13 protein-coding genes are annotated in these 17,062 nt (G+C 71.3%); 7 read left to right on the forward strand and 6 right to left on the reverse strand.

Annotated elements, in window-relative coordinates; translation table 11 throughout:
* Positions 1-148: 148 nt before the first annotated feature.
* Positions 149-1,096, reverse strand: coding sequence for a VldE C-terminal domain-containing protein (locus ABD665_RS10065; protein ID WP_204910780.1), 948 nt, complete (start codon positions 1,094-1,096; stop codon positions 149-151).
* Between the two features lie 142 nt (positions 1,097-1,238).
* Here ABD665_RS10065 and ABD665_RS10070 point away from each other — a divergent pair, with 142 nt between their 5' ends.
* Positions 1,239-2,660 carry an FAD-dependent oxidoreductase gene (locus ABD665_RS10070; RefSeq protein WP_204910779.1) on the forward strand — a complete coding sequence of 474 codons (1,422 nt, stop codon included), beginning with the start codon at positions 1,239-1,241 and terminating at the stop codon, positions 2,658-2,660.
* A 19-nt stretch (positions 2,661-2,679) separates the two neighbouring features.
* Here the strand turns inward: ABD665_RS10070 and ABD665_RS10075 are convergent, their stop codons facing one another.
* Together ABD665_RS10075 and ABD665_RS10080 are read right to left on the reverse strand one after the other, a co-directional pair.
* A complete protein-coding gene (locus tag ABD665_RS10075) occupies positions 2,680-3,273 on the reverse strand; it encodes a DNA-3-methyladenine glycosylase (RefSeq protein WP_344742160.1) in 594 nt (197 codons plus the stop codon).
* 23 nt (positions 3,274-3,296) lie between these two features.
* Positions 3,297-3,833, reverse strand: coding sequence for a DUF6328 family protein (locus ABD665_RS10080; RefSeq protein WP_344742162.1), 537 nt, complete (start codon positions 3,831-3,833; stop codon positions 3,297-3,299).
* A gap of 71 nt (positions 3,834-3,904) precedes the next feature.
* On the opposite strand from ABD665_RS10080, the gene ABD665_RS10085 reads away from it, so the two are divergent.
* Positions 3,905-4,153 (forward strand): hypothetical protein, encoded by a 249-nt coding sequence (locus tag ABD665_RS10085; protein ID WP_204910777.1) that lies wholly within the window; start codon positions 3,905-3,907, stop codon positions 4,151-4,153.
* 67 nt (positions 4,154-4,220) lie between these two features.
* On the opposite strand, the gene ABD665_RS10090 is transcribed toward ABD665_RS10085, so the two are convergent.
* A complete protein-coding gene (locus ABD665_RS10090) occupies positions 4,221-5,645 on the reverse strand; it encodes a phospholipase D-like domain-containing protein (RefSeq protein ID WP_204910776.1) in 1,425 nt (474 codons plus the stop codon).
* A 205-nt stretch (positions 5,646-5,850) separates the two neighbouring features.
* Between ABD665_RS10090 and ABD665_RS10095 the strand changes: the two genes are divergently transcribed.
* Positions 5,851-6,696, forward strand: a complete 846-nt coding sequence (locus tag ABD665_RS10095; protein ID WP_204910775.1) for a copper resistance protein CopC — start codon at positions 5,851-5,853, stop codon at positions 6,694-6,696.
* 148 nt (positions 6,697-6,844) lie between these two features.
* Here the strand turns inward: ABD665_RS10095 and ABD665_RS10100 are convergent, their stop codons facing one another.
* Positions 6,845-8,566, reverse strand: a complete 1,722-nt coding sequence (locus tag ABD665_RS10100; RefSeq protein WP_204910774.1) for a glycosyltransferase — start codon at positions 8,564-8,566, stop codon at positions 6,845-6,847.
* Positions 8,567-8,745: 179 nt separating this feature from the next.
* On the opposite strand from ABD665_RS10100, the gene ABD665_RS10105 reads away from it, so the two are divergent.
* From ABD665_RS10105 to ABD665_RS10115, 3 genes are all read left to right on the forward strand, one after another.
* Positions 8,746-10,086 (forward strand): Gfo/Idh/MocA family oxidoreductase, encoded by a 1,341-nt coding sequence (locus ABD665_RS10105; RefSeq protein ID WP_204910773.1) that lies wholly within the window; start codon positions 8,746-8,748, stop codon positions 10,084-10,086.
* Positions 10,083-12,650: a CDP-glycerol glycerophosphotransferase family protein gene (locus ABD665_RS10110; protein ID WP_204910772.1), complete on the forward strand. Its 2,568-nt coding sequence runs from the start codon at positions 10,083-10,085 to the stop codon at positions 12,648-12,650. Before ABD665_RS10105 ends, ABD665_RS10110 begins: the two co-directional genes overlap by 4 nt.
* Before the next feature lie 199 nt (positions 12,651-12,849).
* Complete coding sequence (locus tag ABD665_RS10115; RefSeq protein WP_204910771.1) at positions 12,850-13,140, forward strand: GIY-YIG nuclease family protein; 291 nt, start codon at positions 12,850-12,852, stop codon at positions 13,138-13,140.
* Between the two features lie 147 nt (positions 13,141-13,287).
* Here ABD665_RS10115 and ABD665_RS10120 read toward each other — a convergent pair whose 3' ends face one another.
* The gene (locus tag ABD665_RS10120; protein ID WP_204910770.1) at positions 13,288-14,949 is read right to left on the reverse strand and encodes a fibronectin type III domain-containing protein; all 1,662 of its coding nucleotides are present in this window, start codon (positions 14,947-14,949) and stop codon (positions 13,288-13,290) included.
* 257 nt (positions 14,950-15,206) lie between these two features.
* Here ABD665_RS10120 and ABD665_RS10125 point away from each other — a divergent pair, with 257 nt between their 5' ends.
* Positions 15,207-17,039 (forward strand): fibronectin type III domain-containing protein, encoded by a 1,833-nt coding sequence (locus ABD665_RS10125; RefSeq protein ID WP_344742170.1) that lies wholly within the window; start codon positions 15,207-15,209, stop codon positions 17,037-17,039.
* The last annotated feature ends 23 nt before the right edge of the window (positions 17,040-17,062 follow it).

Raw genomic sequence — 17,062 nt, forward strand, 5'->3', positions numbered from 1 at the left:
ACAAGCGGCCGTCGGAGTGAGCCGGCAGCTCTGCACGGCTCATCCAGACTTCGGACCCGACCCCGGCACGGATGCCGCTGGGCGCGGTCCGTAGCAGCCTGGCTGCTCCGGGATGACGGCCCCGGCACCCCGTGCACGGGGCGCGCGATCAGCGCGCGCGGTTGCCGTAGACCGAGACGTGCACGTGGTCGTAGTGGTTGGCCGTGGCGGACCCGCGGTCCGACATCGAGCGCCAGCCCTCGCGGCCGCGCTGCACGGTCCAGATCTTCTGCGAGTAGATGACCTCGCTGACCCCGAGCTCGGACGCGTGCGCCCGGACCCAGCGGGCCATCTCCCACCCGACCTTCGAGTCCGAGATCATGCAGTCCACGGCCTGGCCGGTGGCGTGGAAGCCCCCGCCGCCGCGCGTCCCGCCGAACGAGGTCACCTGCGGGAAGCGGGCGCAGAGCGTGCGGTGCACGAGGACCGCGTCCGGGGTGAGCCCGCTCTCCATCGACGAGCCCTTGCCGCAGGCCGCGTCCGTCACCCCGCCCGTGGTCGCCGGGTCGGGCTTCTTCTTGGAGACGTAGCCGGCGCTGACCCAGCGGCCCTCGCCCTTGAAGACCACCAGGCGGAAGCCGTCGCGCACCGTGGAGGTGGCGCCCAGCTTGGTGCCGGCGGCGACCTCGGCGACGACGTCCGACTTCTTCGAGGGGTCCGTGCGGATGTTCAGCGCGTCCGTCGCCCACAGCGTCGTCGACGCCTTCGCGTCCTCGGCGAGGTCGTCGGCGCTGGGCTTCTTCGGCTTCGCCTTGGGTGCCGCCTTGGCCGGGGCCGCCTTCGCGGGTGCCGGGGAGGCGGTCGGGGTGGGGGTGGCCACGGGCGTCGGGCTGGGCGTACGCACGACGTCGCGGCTCACGGGCTGCTCGCGCACCACGGGCTCGACCGGCGCGCTCGTCGTCGCGGCGGGCACGGCCGACGTCGCGTCCTGACCGGGCACCGCGAAGGCCACCACACCGCTGGTGGCCAGGCCGACCAGGGCGACGGGGACGGCGACGCGGGCCACGCGGACCGCGGCCGACGGACGCAGCGCCCGGCGGGGACGGGGTCGTGACAAGAGTTCCTCCGGGCGTCGTGATCTGATCGTGACCTGCGAAGTGGCGGAGTCTAGGCACAAGGTGGGGGCCCTGCCCAATCGGCGACGGCCTAGCGTGGTCGCGTCCGGGTGGCCGGGCGAGGACAGGACGGGAGAACGACAGGTGACGCGGTACGACGCAGTGGTGATCGGGGCGGGGCAGGCCGGGCCGAGCGTGGCCTTCACCTACGCCGGGCAGGGCAAGCGGGTCGCGGTCGTCGAGATGGCGCAGCCGGGGGGCACGTGCCTCAACCACGGGTGCCGCCCGACCAAGGCGCTGCGGGCCAGCGCCGTGGTGGCGCACTCCGCGCGGCGTGCGGCCGAGTTCGGCGTGCACGTCGGCGAGGTGCGGGTGGACTACGGCCAGGCGATCGGCCGGGTGCACACCCTCATCGACGGCATGCGGGCCTCGCTGCAGCACTCCCTGGACACCACCGAGGGCATCGACTACGTCCACGGGCGGGCCACCCTCGTCGGCGACCCGGAGGGCCGGGAGCACCGGGTCCTCGTGACCACGGACGAGGGCGAGCAGGAACTGACGACGTCCGAGGTCTTCCTCAACGTCGGCACCCGCGCCGCGATCCCCCAGATCGAGGGTCTCGACACCGTGCCCTACCTGACCGAGATCGAGCTGCTGGCGCTGACCGAGCTGCCCGAGCACCTGGTGATCGTGGGCGGCGGCTACATCGGCCTCGAGTTCGGGCAGATGTTCCGGCGCTTCGGCTCGGAGGTGACGATCATCGCCGGCGGCGGGATCGCGGCGCGCGAGGACCCGGACGTCCAGCAGATCCTGGCCGACCTGTTCGAGAGCGAGGGGATCACGATCGTCAGCGGCCGCCCCAGCAGCGTGCGCCGGGACGGGTCCGGGGTCGCGGTGGAGGTGCCCGAGGTGGGCACGGTCACCGGGAGCCACGTGCTGGTCGCGACCGGACGCCGCTCGAACACCGACCTGCTCGGCCCCGACACCGGCCTGGCGATGGACGAGCGCGGCTTCGTCACCACCGACGAGCGCTACGGCAGCTCGGTCCCCGGCGTCGTCGCCCTCGGCGACATGAACGGCCGCGGCGCCTTCACCCACACCTCGTACCAGGACGGCGACATCTACCTGCACCCGCCGCGCACGGTCGCCGGCCGGGTGACGACGTACGCGATGTTCACCGACCCGCCGCTGGGTCGCGTCGGCTGGACCACCCAGCAGGCGCGCGAGTCCGGCCGGAACATCCAGAAGGGCGAGATCGCCATGTCCAGCGTGAGCCGGGCCCGCCTGGAGAGCGAGGAGACCGGCGTCATGCGGGTGCTCGTCGACGTCGACACCGAGGAGATCGTGGGCGCGACGATCCTCGGGCTCCAGGCGGACGACGTCGTGCAGGTGGTCGGCGTCGCCATGCAGGCCGGGGTGCCCTACACCACCGTCCGCGACGCCCTGCCCATCCACCCGACGGTCTCGGAGTTCTTCCCGACGATCCTCGCCGCGCTCGAGCCGCTCGACGACCCCGACGCGGAGCCCGAGGAGGCGGCCGCCACGACGCCGAGCCCCGCCGGCTGAGGCCGGGCCCGACAGGGCCCTAGAGGGCGGCCGGCGCTCGGGGGCTGCGCTTGTACGCGGACACGTAGCGGCTGCCGGCCACCCAGAAGCGCCACGGCACGTCGGCCGCCTGCGACACCCCGACCCGGGGGCCACGGGCGACGTCCGCCGCGGGCACCTCCTCGCCCTCCTCGAGGCGGACCGGGCCGCCGGCGAAGAGGTCGGTCCCGCGGTGCTCGCGGGACAGCCCGAGCGCCTGGGTGAGGCGGCCCGGTCCGCGGGCGAGGTCCCGCTCGGGCGCCCCGTGCCGCCGCTCCCGCGCGATCTCCAGCCCGTCCACGACGCGGCCGGAGCGCACCAGGCACCCGCCCGCGGTGCCGTCGGGCCCGCAGACGACGTTCGCGGCCCAGTGCATGCCGTAGGAGAAGTAGAGGTAGAGGTGCCCGGGCGGACCGAACATCACCTCGTTGCGCGGGGTCGGCCCCCGGAAGGCGTGGGACGCCGGGTCGCGCGGGCCGGCGTACGCCTCGACCTCGGTCACCTCGACGGCCACCTCGTCGTGCCGCAGCACCGCCCCGAGCAGCAGCGGCGCCACCCGCTCGGCGGGTCCGGCGAGGAGGTCGGCGCGGAGCACCACCCGAGCGTAGGGACCCGGGGTCAGGCCCGGCGGTCGCGGGCCCGGACGAGCCGGGGCAGGAGGCCGAGCGCGACGAGGACGACCAGCGCGCCCGCAGCGGCGCCGACGGCGGCACCCCGGCCGGCCACGACGTCGAAGATCAGGACGACCGTGCCGGCCAGGACGAGCGCGACGCCCAGCAGCACGATCCGCAGCAGCACGTCGGACACGGTCACGAGCCGCACCTTGGCGTGGCGACGGAACAGGGCGCGGTGCACGTTGACCGGCGCGAGCGCCAGCGCGGTGGTGAGGACCGCGGTCACGATGAGCCCGAGGTAGAGCCGGTGCTGCCCGGCGGTGAGATCGTCGAACTTCTGCTGGAAGGCGACCGCGAGCAGGAAGCCGGTGAGGATCTGCGTCCCGGTCTGGGTCACGCGCAGCTCCTGGAGCAGCTCGACCCAGTTGCGGTCCATCCGCTGGTTCACGGTCTCGTCGCGGCCGTCGTCCGGGTCCGCGTCGTCGTCCCGCACGGCTCGGCCCGCGCCCGCACCGCGCGCCTGCGACGCGTCCTGGCTCACCGACGACCACCTCCGGCGGCGAGTGTAGGGGCGCCCGGCGCGGCCGTGCGCGGCACCGGCAGACTGCTGCGATGAGCGACCTGCCCGAGACGAACCAGTCCGAGACCAGCGAGGCGGAGGCGACCCGGCCCGACACGAGCACGGAGGACCCGACCAGGACCGAGGACGGCGGAACCGCCCTGGAGCAGGCCGGGGAGGCCATCCGCGAGGCCAAGGACGCCGGTGGCACCGTGGCCGCCAACGAGGACATCACGACGCTGGACGCCCAGCGCGCAGGCGAGTACAGCGAGGACCCGGGCGGGGAGGGCGGTCACCCCTGAGACGGCGAGGGCCGCCGCCCGTCCGATGAGGACGGAGCGGCGGCCCGACGACCGTGCCGGCTGCAGGTCAGCTGCAGGAGCGGGTGTCCTTCGACAGCTCGTACCAGCCGTTCATGTACTGGCTGTAGACCCGTCGCATCGGCTCGAGGTACTTCGCCGAGGCCGCCCGCGTGTCCATCGTGATGACGTGCTCCTCGTTGTAGCGGAGCCCGGCGACCGACATGTTCTGGGTGCCGGTCAGGACGCGACCGAGGTTGCTGTGCTCCGGGCCGATGAGGATCAGCTTGGTGTGCATGGCGACCGTGGTGCAGCGGGTCGGGATGTCGGCCTTCTTGAGGGCCTTGACCACTCCCGGCGAGATCGTGGTGCTGCCGCCCTGGAAGGTCAGCAGCATCGAGATGTCGCAGCCGCGCTTGCGCAGCCGGGTCAGCGAGTTGACCATCTGCTCGGCCTTCGCGTCGGTCAGCTTGAACATCGCGATCCGGATGTTCTTGTCCACGGTGCAGTCGACGTCGTCGAACTGCTGCACGTAGAAGTCGCGGGCGTCCTGCGTCGCCGGCGTGAACGACACCGTCGTGCCCCGGCCGGCGTCGGTGTAGTGCCGGTAGATCGGGTCGACCCAGATGCCGCGCTGCTTGGTCAGCTTCATCGACGCGGGGAAGCCCGAGGCCGACGAGCAGCCCTTCGTCGCGCAGTACTTCATCGCGTCGTAGCGGGCGTCGAACATGTCGAACATCTTGTGGTCGTCGTAGATCAGCGTGGTCTCTTGGTGGTAGTTCCGCAGCTGCGACCGGGCGAAGTTCCCCGACATCGACAGGATCGCCGGGTGCGTGCCGTCACCGGAGTTCGCCCAGGTCGTGTCCGAGATCGACAGGAACTTCTCGTGGTTGATCGCGTACGGCCAGACCTTGGCCTTGTTCACGTTGAAGCAGCCGTTGCTGCAGTAGTAGACCGACGCGATGTCCTGCAGGCGCTTCGAGACCTTGGTCTTCTCGCCGCCCGGCATGATCGAGCCGCCGTCGAGCACGAGGCCCACGGACACGTTGCGGTTCTTCTTGACCCAGTCGAGCGCGTTGTAGACGACCTCGGGGTCGGACTCGGGCCGGTCGCCCTGGGCGGTGCCGTCGATCGTGCCGAGCGCCCGGATGAAGAACATGCCGATCTTGATCTCGGAGTTCTTCGCGGCGCCGCAGATGATCTGCGAGACGTACTTGTAGTAGTCCCAGGGGCGGCTGTCGTCGGGGTTCACGAAGCCGCGACGCTCCATGTCGGCGATGTTGTACCAGGCCTCGTACGGCGCCGGCGTGGCGATCGTGGGGCAGCTGTCGCCGCTCGGCAGGGCGATGTTCCCGTTGCCGTCACGGTCGACGGTGATGGCGCTCGCCGGGCCCACGACCAGGCCGAAGGTCACCGCCAGGGCGCTCAGCAGGACCACCAGGCGCAGCCGCGCCGCACCTCTGGGACGGACGGACCGCCACGCTCGGATCGACACCCTGAAAAACCCTCCGACAGCTCAGCCCCGCGTCACCTGCACCGCTCACGTCGAGACGTCGACGGCGATGCCCAACCGTCGCACCCGCGCGCCGTGACGGGGGGAGCGACGCACCGAACCATACAATGATTTTCCGCCCGGAGGACTGGTCGCGACCGCACCCGCGGCGCCCGGCCGGGCCCGCAACCAGCCTCGGGAGGACCACGTGACGCACCGTCGCACCGACGTCGTCGAGCACAGCTCCCGTCCGACGTCGGCCCGCGCCCTGCGTCTCGGACCCGCCCTGGCGCTGCCGCTCGCGCTGCTCCTCGCCCTGCTGCTGGGCGCCGCGCTCGCCGCGCTGCCGGCCCCCGCCGAGGCGGTCACCCCCGTCGCCTCGGAGCCGCGGTCGAAGCAGAAGGTGTCGCAGGCGCCCGGCGCCGTGACCCTGGCCTTCGAGCGGGACGTGGACCCCAGCGTCGCCAAGGTGGTCGTGATCGGGCCGGGCGGCGACAACGTCACGAGCGGCCCGCTGATCGTCGAGGGCACGAACGTCACCAGCCAGCTGACCGACGACCTCGAGCGGGGCACCTACACCGTGCACTACCGCGTTGACGGGCGCGACGGCGAGCCGGAGGGCGGCGCCTACCAGTTCGCGTACGGCAGCGGCAGCTTCACCGACCTCCCCGACCGCTCCTGGTCCGGCGAGGACGACGAGCCCGCGGTCCTGGCCGGCACGAACCCGAACGGTTCCGAGGCGCCCGACCCGCCCTCGTCGGGCGACAACACCCCGGGCATCGAGGTGACGTCCCAGGCGCCGTCCTCCGACCCGCCCCCGCCGACGGATCCCCCCGCCACGGTGGACGCCCCGACCGGCGCAGCCAGCGACGAGCCGAGCGACGACCCCTCGGAGACGACCGCGGACCCGCCCAGCGCGACCCCGGAGGCCGACGGCGGCAGTGGCGGCGCCCCCTGGATCGTCGGTGGCGTCGTGCTCCTCCTCGCCGTGGCCGGCACCGTGTTCGGCCTGTGGCACAAGAACAAGGAGAGCGGCGCACCCGGTCACGACTGACCGCCGCCGTCGGGGAGAGAAGCGCCGACCCGTTCCGGGCCCTTCGACAGGCTCAGGGGGCGTTTCTCCAGCAGGCACGCCCCTGATCTGGTTCAACGGGCGGGCGCACGCCCCCTGAGCTCGTCGAGGGGAGCGGACCCCGTACGCGTCAGGCCGACGCGGTGTCGCCCCAGCCCTGGTCGTCGAGGGTGTGGAAGAGCTCGGACCAGCGGGCGACGAAGGACTCCTCGCTGAACTCGCGCCGCGGGCGGGCCGCGTTCTCGCTCAGCCGGCGGCGGAGGTTCTCGTCGGTGAGCAGCTCGACGACGCGGCGGGCCATCTGCTGCTGCATCGCGGAGCCGACCAGGAAGCCGTTCACGCCGTCGGCCACGATGTCGGCGGGACCGTACTTCACGTCGTAGCTCACCACCGGGCAGCCGTGGCTGAGGCTCTCGAGCAGCACCAGGCCGAAGCCCTCGAAGCGGCTGGTGAGCAGCGAGCAGGACGCCCGCTCGTAGACCCCCGCCGGGTCCTTCGTGTAGCCGGCGAGGGTGACGTTGTCGCGCAGCCCCTGCTCGTCGATGAGCTGCTGGAGCGCCTCGGCCTCGGGACCCTGCCCGTAGATCTCGAGCCGCGCCTGCGGCAGGACCTTGACCACGTGCCCGAACGCGGCGATCGCGTGCGGGATCCGCTTCTGGCTGTCGAGGCGCGCGAGCATCACCACGAGGTTCGGGTCGCGGTCCTCGAACGGGACCTGCGGCACGGGCGCCACCGGGTGCGGGATGACCGCGAAGTTCGCCTGCTCGCCGTAGACGACCTCGGCGTCCGCGCGCTGCGCGTTGGTGAGGAACACGACGGCGCCGTGGCGGTCGCGGGTGTCGAGCATCGGGCGGTAGGAGGGCCGGACCGCCGAGAGGTCGTCGAAGGGCGGCGCGATGTGCGGGTTGTGCAGCACGTAGACGTGCTTCACGTTCGGCCGCACGTAGGTGAGGGTCTCCCCGTCCGACCGGCGCGACTCCACGGTCAGGAAGGTGTGGTCGTCGCCGATCAGCCGGTCGAGGTAGGACTGGATCAGCTCGACGTTGCTGTTGAGGACCTCGTACGGCGCGCCCCGCTCGTCGAGCATGGTGATCCGCTCGACGCTGCTGGTCCGCGACACCGGGTCGACCCGCAGCCACTTGTTCATGTACGGGGTGCCGTCGGCCCGGTAGAAGATCTCCTGGCGCGGCTTGTTGTGGTGCAGGTCCATGTAGGTCGTGCGGCGGACGGTCCCGTTGTCGTTGAACTCGTCGCGCCGGGTGCGCCCGCGGTTCTCGTTGAACCAGTCCCGCACGATCAGCCGGCCGGCGTGGTCGAAGCGCTGGTAGAGCCGGTAGACGCCCAGCGCGTCGTAGTAGCGGTAGACCTCCTGGTCCGGGTCGCGGATCCAGGGCATGCCGGGCTCGTCGACCGGGTGCTCGACGGGGTCCGCGACGCCGACCGACTGCTCGTCGAAGTAGTCGTGCAGGTTGACGATCTCCACCCCGTCGACCAGCAGGCCGCGCCGGCGCAGGTCCGCGGCGATGTCGTCGACCTCGGAGGAGTAGTTGAGGGTGACGATCACGGAGTCGACGCCGCCGAGCTCCTTGAGCAGCCGGCACTTGTGCAGGATCGACGCGGTCCGGCCGCCGAAGTTGCGCGGGATCGCGCCGACGACGAAGACGTACTTCGCGTCGGGCAGCGGCCGCAGCGCCGGGAGGGGGTCGAGCCGGGGGGCCACGTCCGGCGCCCGCGGCGGCGCGCTGGGCGCCTTCACCACGGCCGGCCTGGGCGCGGGGCTGCTCGAGCCGGAGGCCGCGTCCCACACGCGCCTCGCTCGACGGACGGCCTGCCTGGCCCGGGACTTCAGCACCGCCGCAGCGTATCGCCGGGGCCGCGCTCCCCCGCCCATCCGAGGCGACGGGCCGGGCACGTCGCGCCGTCGGACGGGCCGCGGCATGCCCTAGACTCGCCGCCGTCCGGGCACGCTCTCCACCTTCTTCCCGACGTCCCGACACCGCCGGAGAGCAGCGGCCCGGCCGGGAGGAGATCATGTCCACACGGGTCATCACCTACGGGACCTTCGACCTCTTCCACGAGGGTCACGTCCGTCTCCTGGAGCGCGCGAAGGCGCTCGGGGACCACCTGATCGTCGCGGTGACGACGGAGAACTACGACAGCACGCGCGGCAAGCTCAACGTGTCGCAGTCGCTCATGCAGCGGATCCAGAACGTGCAGAAGAGCGGCCTCGCCGACGAGGTGATCATCGAGGAGTACGAAGGCCAGAAGATCAACGACATCCAGCGCTACGAGATCGACATCTTCGCGATCGGCTCGGACTGGCTGGGCAAGTTCGACTACCTCAACGACTACTGCAAGGTCGTCTACCTCGACCGCACCAAGGGCGTCTCCTCGACGCAGCTGCGCGACGAGACCGGGATCCTGCGGATCGGCGTCCTGGGGTCCGGGCGCATCGCGAACCGGATGGTCGAGGAGGTGCGCTTCGTCTCCGGCGTGAACGTCGAGGGCGTCTGGAGCCGGCAGGTGGCGAGCGCCCAGAAGTTCGCCGACGTCCACGAGCTGCGGGTGGTGGCCGAGACCGTCGCCGAGCTGCTGGCCGAGGTCGACGCCGTCTACATCGCCACCCCGCACGGCACCCACGGCGAGCTCGCCCGGCAGGCGATGGCCGCCGGCAAGCACGTGCTCTGCGAGAAGCCGCTGGCGCTGACCAAGGCCGAGGCCCAGGAGCTGTACGCCCTCGCCGAGCAGCACCAGGTCGTGCTGCTCGAGGCGATCAAGACCGCGTTCGCGCCCGGCTTCCAGCGGATGGTCGCGGTGGCGCGCAGCGGCTCCATCGGTCAGGTGCGGTCGGTGGACGCGACGTTCACCAAGCTGGTCACGTCCGGCCGCGAGCTCGAGGCCCCGGATGGCGGCTCCATCTCCGAGCTCGCCAGCTATCCCCTGGTCGCGATCGTCAAGCTGCTGGGCACCGGCTACACCGACGTCACCAGCTCGTCGCTGCGGCCGGAGGGCAGCGAGGTCGACACCTTCTCGCGCGTCGACCTGACCTTCCCCCACGCGCTGGGCACCGCCCGCGTCGGCCTGGGTGTCAAGGCCGAGGGCGACCTGGTCGTCGCCGGCACGAACGGCTACATCTACGTCCCCGCCCCGTGGTGGAAGACGGAGTACTTCGAGGCGCGCTTCGAGGACCCGGGCGACAACAAGAAGTACTACTACAAGTTCGACGGCGACGGCCTGCGCTACGAGGTGGCCGAGTTCGCCTGGCTGATCCGCAACGAGACCCCGGAGTCGTTCAAGCTGCGGTCGTCCGAGTCGATCACCATCGCCGCCATCATCGAGGCGGCGCGGGCCGACGCCACCGTCCTGCGGTGAGGGCGCGGACCCCCGACCTCGCCCGGGCCCGACGGCTGGCGCGCGAGCGCCTGCGCAAGGCCCTGCTCGAGGCGTCACGCTCGAGCAACCCGTACGTCGCGGGCGGCTACCGGCAGAGCCGGGCCGTCGCGCGCGCCGTCGGGACGCGGCTGACCGGCAAGCAGCTCGGCTGGGTCGCGCACCTGCGCACCGCCCGCTGGACCGGCCCGACCACCTTCGAGATCGGCGGCTGGGCGTACGAGCGCGGCTACGGCCACCTCGACGGCCCGCCGGAGACGCGCGTCTGGCTGGAGCGTGACGGCCGCCGGATGAACGCCGAGGTGGTCCACCGCTACGACCCGGAGGTGAACGCCGCGGCGCCGCCGGCGAGCGAGCACGACTACGGCAACACCGCCTTCACGGCCACCCTCGACCTCGCCCCGCTGCTGGCCGCGGGCGGCGACGGGCCGTGGGTCGCGCACGTCCGGGTGGTCGGCGCGGGCCGCGACCGCACCGGCACCTTCACCTCCCGCTACCGGCTGGGCTCCGTGCGGCACCTCTTCGCCTCGACGCAGCCGGACGACGTCCAGCTCGTCGCGCGCTGGGCCGGCGGGCGGGGCCTGACCCTGCGCCGCCAGCGCCCGGCCGCGCTCGCCCGGTCCGCCGAGGTGGACGGCCGCACCTTCACCGCCCTCGTCACGACCGACGGCCGCACCCTCACGGGAGCGTCGCTACGCACCGACGAGGACGGCGACCGGCAGGAGCGCACGGAGCTGACCTGCACGCCCGAGGGCCACGACGACGCGGGCCGGCCGCTGACGCGCGTCACCGGCCTGGTCCCGCGCACCCGGCCGGGCGTCGTCGACGGCGAGCAGGCGCTCTCGCTCGAGCGCGACCTCTACGCGCACCTCGACGACGGCACCGAGGTCCGCGTGTCGACCGCGCTGGACGACGCGGCGCCGGTGCTCACGCCGGGCTCGACCCTGATCTGCACCGCGTACGGCAACGGCGTGCTGTCCCTCGTCGACGCTCCCGGCCGGGTGCTGGTCGACGAGGTCACGGTCGACGAGCGGCCGCCGGGGCTGCGGTTCCGGGGGCGGTGGGTCCTCGGCGAGGACGTCGCCGAGGGCGACCGGCCGACGCTGGTCTTCACCGGGGCGCGCCAGACGCTGCCGGTGGAGGCGACGTTCGTCGAGACCAGCCGCGGCCAGGGCACGTGGGAGGGCTGGGCCCCGCTGCTCGCCTCCGTCTGGGGACGTCAGCCGCTGCCGCCGCGCGTCGGCGGCTACGTGCTCCGGGCCCGGACGCCCGACGGCGTCGTCCTGCCCGTCTCCAACGTCCCCGCGATCACGCGCCGGACGCCGGAGCTGCACCACCTCGAGGGGTTCCGGCTGCGGCTGCAGTCCGGTGGCGGGCGTTCCGTGCGGTTCAACGTGTCCCCGCCGCGCCGCGACGACGAGGTCGGGTCGTTCCAGCAGCGCCGGCTCGAGCGGCTCTACAGGCGCACGACGTGGAGCCCGCGCAACGCCATCTACCTCGAGAGCTTCTACGGCCGGGCCGCGACCTGCAACCCGTACGCCATCGACCGCGAGATCGCGGCGCGCTACCCCCAGCTCACGCGGTTCTGGGGCGTCGTCGACGCGTCCGTGCCGGTCCCCGAGGGGGCCATCACGGTGGTGCGCGGCACGCGGGAGTGGTGGCACGCGCGGGCGACGTCGCGCTACGTGGTCGCGAACGACTGGCTGCGCCGCACCTTCTCGCCGCAGCCGTTCCAGGTGGTGCTGCAGACGTGGCACGGCTCGATGCTCAAGCGCATCGGGCTGGACCGGTCGGGCCAGCCGAGGTCCAAGATCGAGACGATCCGTCTCGAGCAGTCGAAGTGGGACGTCCTGCTCTCGCAGAACCACCACAGCAGCGTCATCCTGGAGTCGGCGTACGACTGGCACCGCACGCTGTTCGAGGAGGGCTACCCGCGCAACGACCCGCTCACCCCGGGCAGCCCGTACGCCGGCGACGGCGCGGCGATCCGTGAGCGGCTGGGCATCCGCCCCGGGCAGACCGCCGTGCTCTACGCGCCCACGTGGCGCGAGAACATGACCTCGATGGTGACGTTCCTCGACCTCGAGCGGCTCAGCGCCGACCTCGGCGAGGACTACGTCATCCTGCTGCGCGGGCACTCGCGGACGGTCAAGTTCGGCGCGAGCCTCGACGACCTGCCCGGCGTGATCGACGTGACGACCTACCCCGAGGTCACCGACCTGTTCCTGGCCGCGGACGCGATGATCACCGACTACTCGTCGGTGATGTTCGACTACTCCGTGACCCGGCGGCCGATGATCTTCTACGTCCCGGACATGGACGACTACCGCGACTCGCTGCGCGGGGTCTACTTCGACCTCTCCGAGGTGGCGCCCGGCCCCGTGCTCTCCACCCAGGAGGAGGTCACCGCCGCCGTCCTCGACCTCGACCGCGCCGGCGAGCGCTACGCGACCCTCTACGACGCCTGGGTCGAGCGGTTCAACCACCACGACGACGGCCGTTCCGCGGAACGCGTCGTCCGCCGCCTGCTCGCGATCCGCAAGTAAGGGGACTTGCAGAACGCCCCCTGAGCCTGTCGAAGGGCCCCGAAGAGGTTGGCGCCGCGACCTAAGCCCCCTGAACCTGTCGAAGGGCCCCGAAGGGGTTGGCGTCCGCTGATCCACAGCCACGTCCTGATGCGCTCGACCGTCCATAGGCGAGGCAGACCGAGCGGCCGACACGTCCGACCAGCGCGATGCTGCCGCCGTGCCGTACGTCTACCTCCTGCGCTGCTCGGACGACTCGTTGTACGTCGGCAGCACGCGCAACCTCGAGCAGCGGCTGGGCGAGCACGGCTCAGGAGCCGTCGCCGGCTACACGGCGACCCGGCTGCCCGTCGAGCTCGTCTGGGCGCTCGAGACCGAGCGGATGGACGACGCGGCGGAGCTCGAACGCCAGGTCAAGGGCTGGCGGCGGGCGAAACGCGTGGCCCTGATCGAAGGACGACTGGCGGACCTGCCCGCGCTGTCTCGATCGGATGCCAGGCGGTCGTGCTGACGGTGTCGCTCCCTGAGCTCGTCGAAGGGGTGGACCTCAGAGGCCAACCCCTTCGGGGCCCTTCGACAAGCTCAGGGGGCGTCAGCGGTTCACGCCAACCCCTTCGGGGCCCTTCGACAAGCTCAGGGGGCGTTCTTGGTCACCGCGCTAGGGCAGGACCACCGTCGCCCGCTGGAGGTTGTGGTCGGAGGCCTGCTTGCCGACGTACGCGTGGCTGGCGGTCAGGTGGGCGACGTTCTCCCACTCGAGGACCCGGACCTTCTTCGACGTGAAGATGTAGTCGATGTAGGTGCCGTTGGGGCGGCGGCCGTAGTAGTTAGGGCTCGGGAGCGGCTTGAAGTCGTTGAAGCTGCTCAGCGGGGTGTTGATCCGCTTCTCGACCGTCGCGCCCGGAGTGGTGGTCGTCGAGCCCGAGCGGTTGCCCAGCGGCTCGACGTAGCCGTACTGGTCCACGAACACGTCCCACACCGGGTTGTCCTTCACCCCGGACGGGTTCAGCGTGTTCTTGTGCGCGTTCATGTCGCCCGTGATGAAGGTCGGCAGGTGCGACGTGTTGCGCTTGGCGACCTCCTTGGCCAGCGCCTTCGCCTCGCTGACGTGCAGGTTCCAGTTGCTGTCGGGCTCGAGGTGCGCGGTGGCGAAGAAGAACTTCTTGCCGGTGCTGCGCTGGGTGAAGATCGCCCACGCCATGTAGCGGTCGTCCTCCGGGCTGGGCAGCAGCTTGGAGCCCTGCTTGACCAGCGTGACCTGCCCGCGGTCGTAGAGGATCTTCGTGCCCTTCGACGCGCCCTGGTCCTTGTAGACGCACTTCGTCGGGGTCTTGGCCTTCACGCAGTTGTTGCGGTTCGCGTTCGCCAGGCGCCAGTCGCCGCCCAGCCGGTTGCGCAGGTCCTCGAACTGGCTCAGGTCCTGACCCTTGCCGCCCTCCTTGGCCGGCAGCCACGCCTGGCTCGCCTCCTGGATCCCCAGGACGTCGAGCCGCTGGGACTTGACGTCCCGCACGACGTCGGCCCGGCGGTCCCACCACGAGCGCTCGTTCGGGGCGTCGGCCTTGCAGTTGAAGCACTTGATGTTGAACGTGCCGAGCCGCAGCTGGCGCGAGGTCGGCGTCGGCGTGGGCTGCGCGGTGGTCGCCCGGGCCGTCGTGACCTTGACCGCGGCGGAGTAGGGGCTCAGGTTGTCGCCGTCGCTGTTGATGACGCGCACCTTGAACCAGTAGGGCGTCGCCGCCTTCAGCCCGGAGATGGTCCCGGACGTGCCCGTGAACCGCTTGTACGAGGCGCCCGACATCGCGGCGTCGTCCGCCCACTGCACCCGGTAGCGCACGCCCGACCCGCGGCTGCCCCACGTCAGCGCGACGCTGGAGGCCTTGACGCTGGTCCGCGCGAGCCCGCTGGGCGCGGCGTACCCCTTCTTGGTGGTCGCCTTGACGGCCTTGGAGTACGGGCTCAGGTTGGCCCCGTCGGCCGTGATGACGCGGACCTTCACGTAGTAGGCCTGGCCCGCCTTCAGCCCGGTCAGCCCGGTCTTCGTGCCCGTGACCCGCTTGTACTTCGCCTTGCTCATGGAGCTCTTGGTCGAGTACTGCACGCGGTAGCGGGGAGCCCCGGAGACGGCCTTCCACGACACGTCGAGCGTCGTGGTGCCGCTCGCGGCGACCTTGACCGACGACGGGACCGCGGTCGCCGCCTGGGCAGGCAGGACCGTCGTGAGGACGGCGGTGAGGCCGAGGAGCGTCGCCACCACCAGTGCGGTGAGGCGGCGTCTGCTCGGCGGGGTGGGCTGCGGACGTGGGTGGAACTGGGCCATGCTGCTGGGCTCCTCGAATAGAGATGCGTATCCGTCAAGCCCCCCGGTGCCGGAAACCTTAACCAATCGCTCAGGCTTCAGCCACCCCACCTGTCAACAACCGACACACCCTCAGCAGATTCTTTGTTCAACTCCTCAGAATAATTCCCTCCTCTCAGGCCCCTTCCGTCCCGGGCGCGCGTCGTTCCTGGCACCCCTGGGAGCCCTGCGTTGGTAGAGTCCGCAGCGGTTGTAGGTCGAGGAGTGGAGTGGGAACTGTGACGAGCGCGGACGGCACCACCGTCAAGAAGGTGCGGACGAGCCTCGGAGCACTGGTCGCGATCGCCCTGGTCGGCACCGGTCTCACGACCAGCACCGCGACGGCCGACGTGACCAAGCCGAAGGTCGCTGCGGACACCACCACGGGCACGGCCCTCAAGGTGGACTGGACCGACGTCAAGGGCGCGGCGGGCTACCGCGTGCAGTACTCTACGAGCAAGAGCTTCGGCAGCGGCACCACCACGCTGCCCGCCAAGGGCGACCCGGCCATCACGAAGAGCGACACGACGCTCACGGGCCTGTCGACCGGCAAGACCTACTTCGTCCGCGTCGCGGACGTCTCGGACAAGGGCAAGGTCGGTACCTACAGCGCGGCGACCGAGGCGAAGGCGACGTACAAGTTCGACGAGCCGGGCGACCTGTTCCGCAGCAAGGTCGACCGCGACAGCATGACCGTCTCCTGGAAGGCCGTCAGCGGCGCACCGGGCTACACCGTCCGCGTGTACTCCAAGGGCAACCCGACGAAGTACTTCACGACGACGACCAGCTCGGTCAACCTGACCGGCCTCAAGGCCTCGACGACCTACTACATCCGCGCGTACGTGGTGCAGCCCGCCGCCGGGAGCACCGACGAGGTGCGACTGAGCGAGGACTCGCTCGAGGTCATCCAGGCCACCACCAAGTACAAGCTGGCCACCCCGGACGGCCTCAAGGTCACGAGCCAGAGCCCGACCTCGGTGGGGCTCGACTGGACCGGCGTCGCCGGCGCCCCGAAGGACTCGGCGTACAAGGTCTCGTACGCGTACAACTACGCGCAGACCGACCACCAGAAGACGTCCGGCGAGTTCACGGGCACCTCGGGCAAGCTGACCGGTCTCCGGAACGACACCACCTACTTCGCGATCGTCTACCTGGTCGACGCCGACGGCAAGCGCCTGACGGAGTCGAGCGCCCTCGTCACCGCCAAGTCGATCGTGCCCCGCGGGACGATCAGCGGCTCGATCTCCGGCGTCACCGGCAGCGACCTGACCGCCACCGCGTACACGACCTCCGGCGACATGGCCGAGGCCGTGACGGTGGGTTCGGACAACAAGTACTCGCTGAACGTCCGGCCCGGCAACTACAAGGTCCAGCTGCAGTACACCGGCGGCGGGAACAAGGCCTCCGCCTGGGCCCGGTCGGGCAGCGACGGCGGCTGGACGTTCGACGCGGCCTCGACGATCAAGGTCGAGCTCGGCAAGACCACGAACGCCCCCGACGTCGAGATCAAGGACGGCCACGAGGTCAAGGGCAAGGTCGTCACGACCGGCGGCGACCCGATCCGCGACGTCGACCTCACCGCGATCGCCGCGAACGGCGACGAGCGCGACGTCATCTCCCTGACCCGCAGCTCGGCCGGCAAGGACGACGAGGGCGAGTTCTCCCTCGAGGGCCTCGGCAACGGCACCTACTGGATCCGGGCCATCTACTCGGGCGACGGCTTCAAGACCGAGAGCGTGCAGCTCGAGGTGCGCAAGGACCTGGGCGTCAAGGTCGTCCTCGACAACCAGCCGTTCCGGAAGTCCTACAAGGCCTACATCAACGGCAGCGGCAAGGTCGGCAAGACGCTGAGCGTGCACGCCACGGCGTGGCTCGCCGGCTCCTACCCGACGACCCGCGCGTCGCTGAGCTACCAGTGGAAGCGCAACGGCGCGGCCATCAAGGGCGCGACCAAGAAGACCTACAAGCTGGGCAAGGCCGACAAGGGCAAGAAGATCACGATCACCGTGACCGCCAAGCGCTACGGCTACGTCACCGGCTCGACGACCTCGGGCAGCAAGAAGATCTCCTGACGCCGGGAGCGCCGGGCCGGGAG

Origin of the sequence: Microlunatus spumicola (genome assembly GCF_039536445.1) — a bacterium.
Classification (GTDB): Bacteria; Actinomycetota; Actinomycetes; order Propionibacteriales; family Propionibacteriaceae; genus Microlunatus; species Microlunatus spumicola.

Excerpts from the sequence above, each read along its gene's own strand:
- ABD665_RS10085 (WP_204910777.1), top strand. The coding sequence starts at position 3,905 with ATGAGCGACCTGCCCGAGACGAACCAGTCCGAGACCAGCGAGGCGGAG.
- ABD665_RS10105 (WP_204910773.1), top strand. The coding sequence starts at position 8,746 with ATGTCCACACGGGTCATCACCTACGGGACCTTCGACCTCTTCCACGAG.
- ABD665_RS10120 (WP_204910770.1), bottom strand. The coding sequence starts at position 14,949 with ATGGCCCAGTTCCACCCACGTCCGCAGCCCACCCCGCCGAGCAGACGC.